A 6,850-nucleotide genomic window follows, 5' to 3' on the forward strand; every position below is an offset into this window, starting at 1 on the left:
CCGTGGCCAGCATCGAGGGCAAGGACGTCCGCAAGCTCATCGTGGCCTGCGACGCGGGCATGGGCAGCAGCGTCATGCTGGCGAGCACGCTGCGCAAGCAGCTCAAGGGCACCACGGTCAGCGTGGAGCACACCCCGGTCAACTCGATCCCCGGGGACGCCGACGTGATCGTGTGCCACACCGGGCTGGCCGACCGGGCCAGGGCGAGCGCCCCCGGCGTCGTGCTCGTGCCGTTCCAGGTCTTCATCGGCGACCCGGCCGTGGCGCGGGTCGTCACCGCCATCAAGAACGGGGGCACGATCGATGGCTGACCGGGCCGGCACGGCCCCGCTCCCCCTCGATCCCCGCGCCGTACGGACGGCCGCGACCGCGACGGACGTCGAGGACGCCATCCGGCAGTGCGGCGCGGTCCTCCAAGAGGTCGGCGCGGTCGACGGGAGCTACACCGAGGCCATGCTCGAACGCGAGCGGTCGATCTCCACGTACGTCGGCGAGGGCGTCGCGATCCCTCACGGCACGCTGACCTCGAAGGAGGCGGTCCGCCACGACGCCCTCTGCGTGCTGCGCTTCCCCGACGGCGTCGACTGGCACGGCGAGCAGGTGACGGTGTGCGTCGGCATCGCGGCCCGCGGGGACGGCCATCTGCGGCTGCTGTCGGAGCTCGCCCAGATCCTGCTCGACCCGGACCGCGCCGCGGCCCTGCGCGGGGCCACCGAGGTCGACGAGGTCATCCATCTGCTGCAACCGGACGGAGAGGAAGACTCCGAGTGAAAGTCGCCCGTTTCCATGCTCCCGGGGACATCCGCCTGGAGGAGGTTCCCGAGCCCGTCGCCCGCCCCGGCGAGGTCAAGATCCGCGTACGCAACTGCTCGACGTGCGGCACGGACGTGAAGATCTATCGGTTCGGACATCACCACATCAGGCCGCCCCGGGTGATGGGCCACGAGATCGCCGGGGAGATCGTGGAGCTCGGCGAGGGCGTCACCGGCTGGAGCCCGGGCGACCGGGTGCAGGTGATCGCCGCGATCCCGTGCGGCACGTGCGAGGAGTGCCGCCGGGGTCACCTCACGGTCTGCCCCAACCAGGAGTCGATGGGCTACCACTACGACGGCGGCTTCGCGCAGTACATGGTCGTGCCGGCCAAGGTGCTCGCCGTGGACGGGCTCAACCGCATCCCCGACGGGGTCGGGTTCGCCGAGGCGTCCCTCGCCGAGCCGCTCGCGTGCGTGCTCAACGGGCAGGAGCTGGCCCGCGTCGGCGAGGGCGACGACGTGGTCGTCGTCGGCTCGGGCCCGATCGGCTGCCTGCACGTGCGGCTGGCCCGCTCGCGCGGCGCGGCCCGGGTGTTCCTCGCCGACCTGAACGCCGAACGCCTCACGATGGCGGCCGACCTCGTGCGGCCGGACGCGGCGATCTGCTCCGGCGAGACCGACCTCGTGGACGAGGTGCTCAAGCTCACCGGGGGCCGGGGCGCCGACGTGGTGATCACGGCGGCGGCCTCCGGTGCGGCCCAGCAGCAGGCGTTGCAGATGGCGGCGCGGCAGGGCCGGATCAGCTTCTTCGGCGGACTGCCGAAGGACGACCCGATCATCGCCTGCGACTCCAACCTGGTGCACTACCGGGAGCTCACCATCGTCGGTGCCAACGGGTCGAGCCCCGCGCACAACGCCCGCGCCCTGCGGCTCATCGCCGAGGGGGCGGTGCCGGTCGCCGACCTGATCACCCATCGCCTCGGCCTGGACGAGGTCATGGACGCCATCGACGTCGTCGCCCGCGGCGCCGCCATCAAGGTCACCATCGAGCCCTGAAATCGAACTCTGAGATCAAGCCCTGAGACCGAGCCCTGAGATCGAGCTCGTCAACCGAGCCCTGAGAGGAACGCGATGCCGGAAAGGACAGTGGCGGTCGCCTCGCGCTCCGGCCTGCACGCCCGACCCGCCAAGATCTTCGTCGAGGCGGCGGCGCGGCAGACGGTGCCCGTGCGCATCCGTGTGGGCGGCGGGAAGGCCGTCCCCGCTAACAGCATGCTGGGCGTGCTGACCCTCGGCGCCGGGCACGGCACCGAGGTCACCCTGGAGGCCGAGGGCCCGGGGGCGGACGAGGCCCTCGCCGCCCTCGCGGACCTGCTGTCCCGCGACCTGGACGCCGAAGGGGCCGAAGGGGCCGCCTGACCGCCGGCCGCGGACACGGGAACCGCCGCGACGATGGCCGCCGTGCGCTCCTTCGTGGAGACTGGGAGGGCGGGAAGGAGGACCGGCCGATGGCGGCGACACGGCGGACTGCGGGCAAGCAAGACGAGCGCGACGAGGCACGCTACCTGCACCGGCGGCCCGCTCCCGCGCTGCGTCCGCTGGTCGCGTGGTACAGCGGCTACCGCGAGGCCGGGGTTCCGCCGGCCACGCACCGCGGCCTGCCGTCGCCCTACCTGACGATGATCGTCACGCTCGACGATCCGCTCGTCGTCGCGGCGCACCCCGATCCGCGCACCCCTCCCGGGTCGTACGACACGCTGGTCGGCGGGCTGCACACCAGCCCCGCACTGATCACGCACGACGGGCGGCAGTCGGGCGTGCAGCTCGCGCTGACGCCGCTCGGTGCGCGGGCCCTGCTCGGGCTGCCCGCCGGGGAGCTGTCCGGCCTCGACCTGGACGGCGCCGAGGTGCTCGGCCGGCTGGCGGGCGAGCTGCGCGAGCGCCTGCTTGCGGCGCGGGGCTGGGACGAGCGCTTCGCCGTCCTCGACTCGGTCCTGTCCCGGCACGCCCGCCCCACCCGGGCACACCCGGCCGAGGTGGCGCGCGCGTGGCGGCGGATGCTGACCGCCGGCGGGCGGGTCACCGTGTCCGGTCTCGCCCACGAGACGGGATGGAGCACCAGGCACCTCAACGGCCGGTTCCGGGAGGAGATCGGCCTGTCCCCCAAGGAGGCGGCGCGGGTCGTGCGGTTCGACCGGGTCCGCCGTCTGCTGCAGGGGGCGGCGGCGTCCGGACGGCGGCTCACGCTGGCCGACGCGGCGGTCGAGTGCGGGTTCTACGACCAGGCGCATCTCGCCCGCGAGTTCGGCGCGTTCGCCGGGTGCTCGCCCAGTCGCTGGCTGGCCGATGAGGGCGGCCACGGCAGCGAGCTGTTCCGAAACGTCCAAGCCGGCCTGGGGGACGGCTCGCCAGACTCGGTGGCATGAACGACACCACACCAGCACCGCAGGTATGGCCCACGCTGCGGGCCAGGGACGCACGCGCCCTGATCGCCTTCCTCGTCGAGGCGTTCGGCTTCGAGGAGACCGCCGTCTACGGCGAGGGCGACCACGTCGACCACGCCCAGCTCTCCTGGCCGCACGGCGGCGGGATCATGCTGGGCAGCGTCCGGGACACGCCGGACGACAAGTGGAGCCTCACCCCCGGCTCGTTCGGCGCGTACGCCGTGACCGACGATCCCGACGCGTTGTTCGCCCGGGCGACCGCCGCGGGGGCGCGGATCGTCCAGGAGCCGCACGACACCGACTACGGCTCCCGCGAGTTCGTCGTCCGCGACCGGGAGGACAACCTCTGGTCGTTCGGCACCTACCGCGGCGAGCCGCGGAGGGCGGCCCTTGAGACGTCGTCCCATTCGGCGGCCGGCGGCAGCGAATAGCGGCGTCCGCGAAAGGCCCGGCGGTTCCTTCGGCCGTGATGAGCCCAGCCGGGTCCGCGGGCGGCACGACCGCCACGGCGTTCTGCCCCCTCGGACCCGGCATGACGAGAGTCGCAACGCGCTGCCGCCGCGAAGAGGAGCGGTGAGTCACTCCGTGGGGTCGGGCCCCGTGACGGTCTTGCCGCCGAGCATGGTGGTGACGACCTGTGTGCCGGGAAGCTCGTCGAGCGGGCAGGCGAGCGGGTCGCGGTCGAGGATGACCAGGTCGGCGTGGTTACCGGGTCGCAGCGATCCGATGTCGTCCCAGCGAAGGACGTGGGCGGCTTCGCTGGTCCACATGGCCAGTGCCCGGCGGCGGCTGATACCGGGGGTCGCCGCGGCGTTGCCGCCGGCGGCATAGCGGGGTTCGACGGCCAGAGCGATGTGTTCGAAGACGTTCTTGGGTCCCCAGTCGGTGCCGGCGGCGACGTGCAGGCCGGAGTCCAGGAGCCGGGCGAGCGGGATGAAGTCGGGGAGCAGGTGGTCGCCGAACCGTTCGCGAACGAGCTCTCCTTTGCCCCAGGAGAACGACATGGTGGTCGTGATGTCGAGGCCGAGGGCGGCGGCGCGTCGCACCAGGTCGGGTTCGGCGAAGGAGAAGTGCTGCAGCAGCCAGGCCCGGCCGTCGGTGGTGAGGGGCACGTGCCCGAGCTCTTCGAGCCGGCCGAGCACGCCGTCGGTCTCGGCTTGGCCTGAGGTGACGATGTTGAGGCGCACCCCCTTCTCGTGGCAGTACCGGATCGCCTGACCGACCTTTTCCAGGCTCACGGTGGACCGGCCTCGGGTCTGCCTGCCGTACGGGTCCTGGTACGCCTCGCGCATGCGGGCGAATCCCGGCCAGCACGGGCCGTACGGCGAGACGGTGACGCCGTCGACGCGGAACATGTGATCCGAGCGGTCGGTGAGGTCGCGAGCCCGGTCCAGCCGCTCCCGATAGCCGGGAGGTTGCAGCGGGTCGCTCCACACCACCCCGAAGGGCTCGGCCTCTGGGGCGCACAGCACCCTGAGAGTGAGCTGGTCCTGGTCGCGCAGCGACCGGTAGAACTCGATGAGCGAGAAGGTCATCAGGTGCGCCTCGTACACGGCGGTGACGCCGAGGGCGTTGAAGGCGCGCATCGCCCGCCGCGTCCCGGGGATGATCGCCTCGGGCTGCAGCAGCGGAAGCCGGCGGAGCAGGCCGTTCATGAACGGGTCGTCGCAGTAGTAGTTGGTCACCGAGCCGTGCAGGCGTCCGGTCGGACGGCCGGCCGCGTCCTTCTCGATCCAGACGTCGCCGACGCGATCCGGGGTGGCGTGGCCGATGTCCAGCAGGTCGAGCGCGAGGCTGTTCATGGCGCAGACGTTCGGCACCACCGGTGCCCACGCCTGGATGAACACCGGATGCCGAGGCGCCGCGCGGTCGAGGACGTCGCGGTGCGGCAGGACGCCCTCGACGAGATCGCGATAGGACCGGCGGATGAAGTAGTGCGGTTCGCCGACGGGAGTGGTCATGATCCACTCACCCGGTGGGGTCACGGCCGCCCGGGCGGCGATCCGGGCCACGATGTCCTCGTGGCAGCTCACGTCCGTGAGGTCGACCAGCGGCTCCGCGAGCGCGCCGAAGTGCATCAGATGCGGATGGGTGTCGATCAGACCGGGGATGACGATGCCGCCGCCGAGGTCGGCCACCCGGGCGCCGGTTCCGGCCTGAGCGCGGACGGTGTCGCTGTCGCCCACGGCCAGCACCCGGCCGTCGCGGATGGCGATGGCCTCGGCGATGCTGCCGCGTTCGTCGCAGGTGATGATGCGGCCGCCGACCAGTACGGTCGTGTCCATTGGTCCTCCGTGCTTCCGCTGCCGGTCTCCGATGGGCGCCTCCTTCAGTGCTTGGTGGCGTTCACCACCCACCAACGGCACGCGACCCGACGACGGCGTCCTTCTCGTAGGGCCGCGGCGCGGCGGTCACCCGGCGGGGAGGCCGGCGCGACCGGGGCGTCAGGTGGAGAGTTGCCGGGCCCGTCCGAAGGTGCGGCCGAGCAGCACGTAACCCAGCGCGTACGGGGCGGCGCCGGTGATCTCGATGACGGATGTGATCATCGAGTGCGGTCCGAAGCCGAACAGGGACGCGGTTCCGCCGATCGCGTAGACGACGCCGCCGAATCCCAGGAGCAGGCCGGTCAGCCGTTGTCCGTACCGGTTGAGCAGCAGGGCGAGCAAGACGTATCCCAGCGGGAAGACGATGTTCGCGGCCAGCACGATGATGCCGCCCTCGATGTCGATGTCCTTGGAGGTGTGCACGAGGTCGGGCGCGTACTTGGCGGTCACCGGGTTGTGGCCGCCGTCGAAGACGATCAGACCGAACCAGAGCATGGTCCCGGCCAGGGCGGTGTACAGCGTGGTGAGTCCGCGCGGACCGAACCTGTTCATGACCAGAGCCAGGACACCGGCCAGGCAGGTCGCCTGGATCAGCAGGCTGATGGCCTCCATGGAATGGGTGAAGGCGTACCACTGGGCGCCCGCCGCGATGTCGTGTCCGTCGCGGGCAGGGTGCAGGACGACGGTGAGCAGGAAGAACGGGCCCCCGATCATCGCGGTGAGCCTCACCATCGCCCGTACATACCGGGTGCCGTCCTCGGCGCCGTGGTGGTGGAGGGGCCGGGCGGATGTCGTCGTGCCGGCGCCCTCGTGCGCCGAGCGGTGGCTACTCATCGTCGTTCTCCTGGATCTCGTTGCATTGCGGGGGTGCGCGTCTGATGCGCGGCCGGCGGCGACGGTGGACAGGGCGGCGTCCCCGAGTGCGCCGCCGAGTCGGTGGAAGGTGCGCACGATTCGATAACTCGTACACCCATGTACGAGTTCAGGCTAGCACCTAAGTCGTACCTATATGTACGACTTAGGTGCTAGCAGTCTCTCGATCGCTGCCATATTGAGAGGCGTGCGCGGTCGCGGCACGGTGGCGAGGAGGTCCGGCGCCTTGAGAGGGCACCCTGGCGGAGGCCATGCCGCGCGGCGTGCTCGCGGCGTCGGCTCGCGCGGCCCGGGGCGAGCCGGGGGCGGGCCGGTGACGGCGGTGGTTACGGGGCGGGTGTGGGTACGGCCGTGCCGGGCGCGGTGAGGGCGGCGAGCAGCGTCGCGGAGATGACCCGTGGGGCGTCGCCGGCGTCCAGTCTGCCGGCGGCGGTGTCCTCCGCCGCGGCGTGCATCA

Annotated in this window: 8 protein-coding genes; 6 read left to right on the plus strand and 2 right to left on the minus strand. The window is 72.0% G+C overall.

The genetic code is table 11. The features are described from left to right. Positions 1 to 2: 2 nt before the first annotated feature. From ACIBK1_RS27430 to ACIBK1_RS27455, 6 genes are all read left to right on the plus strand, one after another. Positions 3 to 311 carry a PTS lactose transporter subunit IIB gene (locus ACIBK1_RS27430; RefSeq protein WP_396738585.1) on the plus strand — a complete coding sequence of 103 codons (309 nt, stop codon included), beginning with the start codon at positions 3 to 5 and terminating at the stop codon, positions 309 to 311. After that, positions 304 to 771, plus strand: a complete 468-nt coding sequence (locus tag ACIBK1_RS27435; protein ID WP_076431713.1) for a PTS sugar transporter subunit IIA — start codon at positions 304 to 306, stop codon at positions 769 to 771. Before ACIBK1_RS27430 ends, ACIBK1_RS27435 begins: the two co-directional genes overlap by 8 nt. Next, complete coding sequence (locus ACIBK1_RS27440) at positions 768 to 1,808, plus strand: zinc-dependent dehydrogenase (protein WP_030508308.1); 1,041 nt, start codon at positions 768 to 770, stop codon at positions 1,806 to 1,808. The genes ACIBK1_RS27435 and ACIBK1_RS27440 overlap by 4 nt, the downstream gene beginning before the upstream one ends. 75 nt (positions 1,809 to 1,883) lie before the next feature. Beyond that, complete coding sequence (locus tag ACIBK1_RS27445; protein ID WP_030508309.1) at positions 1,884 to 2,171, plus strand: HPr family phosphocarrier protein; 288 nt, start codon at positions 1,884 to 1,886, stop codon at positions 2,169 to 2,171. An 89-nt stretch (positions 2,172 to 2,260) separates the two neighbouring features. Then, positions 2,261 to 3,178, plus strand: coding sequence for a helix-turn-helix domain-containing protein (locus tag ACIBK1_RS27450; protein ID WP_396738588.1), 918 nt, complete (start codon positions 2,261 to 2,263; stop codon positions 3,176 to 3,178). Next, the gene (locus tag ACIBK1_RS27455) at positions 3,175 to 3,627 is read left to right on the plus strand and encodes a VOC family protein (RefSeq protein ID WP_357321113.1); all 453 of its coding nucleotides are present in this window, start codon (positions 3,175 to 3,177) and stop codon (positions 3,625 to 3,627) included. The genes ACIBK1_RS27450 and ACIBK1_RS27455 overlap by 4 nt, the downstream gene beginning before the upstream one ends. Before the next feature lie 147 nt (positions 3,628 to 3,774). Here ACIBK1_RS27455 and ACIBK1_RS27460 read toward each other — a convergent pair whose 3' ends face one another. Beyond that, positions 3,775 to 5,481, minus strand: a complete 1,707-nt coding sequence (locus ACIBK1_RS27460; protein WP_396738590.1) for an amidohydrolase — start codon at positions 5,479 to 5,481, stop codon at positions 3,775 to 3,777. A gap of 159 nt (positions 5,482 to 5,640) precedes the next feature. After that, positions 5,641 to 6,354, minus strand: a complete 714-nt coding sequence (locus ACIBK1_RS27465) for a hypothetical protein (protein ID WP_396738592.1) — start codon at positions 6,352 to 6,354, stop codon at positions 5,641 to 5,643. Positions 6,355 to 6,850: the final 496 nt, after the last annotated feature.

It is taken from the genome of Microbispora rosea, from assembly GCF_044460045.1.
Classification (GTDB): Bacteria; Actinomycetota; Actinomycetes; order Streptosporangiales; family Streptosporangiaceae; genus Microbispora; species Microbispora rosea.

Coding starts and splice junctions, on each gene's coding strand:
- ACIBK1_RS27435 (WP_076431713.1), top strand. CDS start 304: ATGGCTGACCGGGCCGGCACGGCCCCGCTCCCCCTCGATCCCCGCGCC.
- ACIBK1_RS27445 (WP_030508309.1), top strand. CDS start 1,884: ATGCCGGAAAGGACAGTGGCGGTCGCCTCGCGCTCCGGCCTGCACGCC.
- ACIBK1_RS27450 (WP_396738588.1), top strand. CDS start 2,261: ATGGCGGCGACACGGCGGACTGCGGGCAAGCAAGACGAGCGCGACGAG.
- ACIBK1_RS27455 (WP_357321113.1), top strand. CDS start 3,175: ATGAACGACACCACACCAGCACCGCAGGTATGGCCCACGCTGCGGGCC.
- ACIBK1_RS27460 (WP_396738590.1), bottom strand. CDS start 5,481: ATGGACACGACCGTACTGGTCGGCGGCCGCATCATCACCTGCGACGAA.
- ACIBK1_RS27465 (WP_396738592.1), bottom strand. CDS start 6,354: ATGAGTAGCCACCGCTCGGCGCACGAGGGCGCCGGCACGACGACATCC.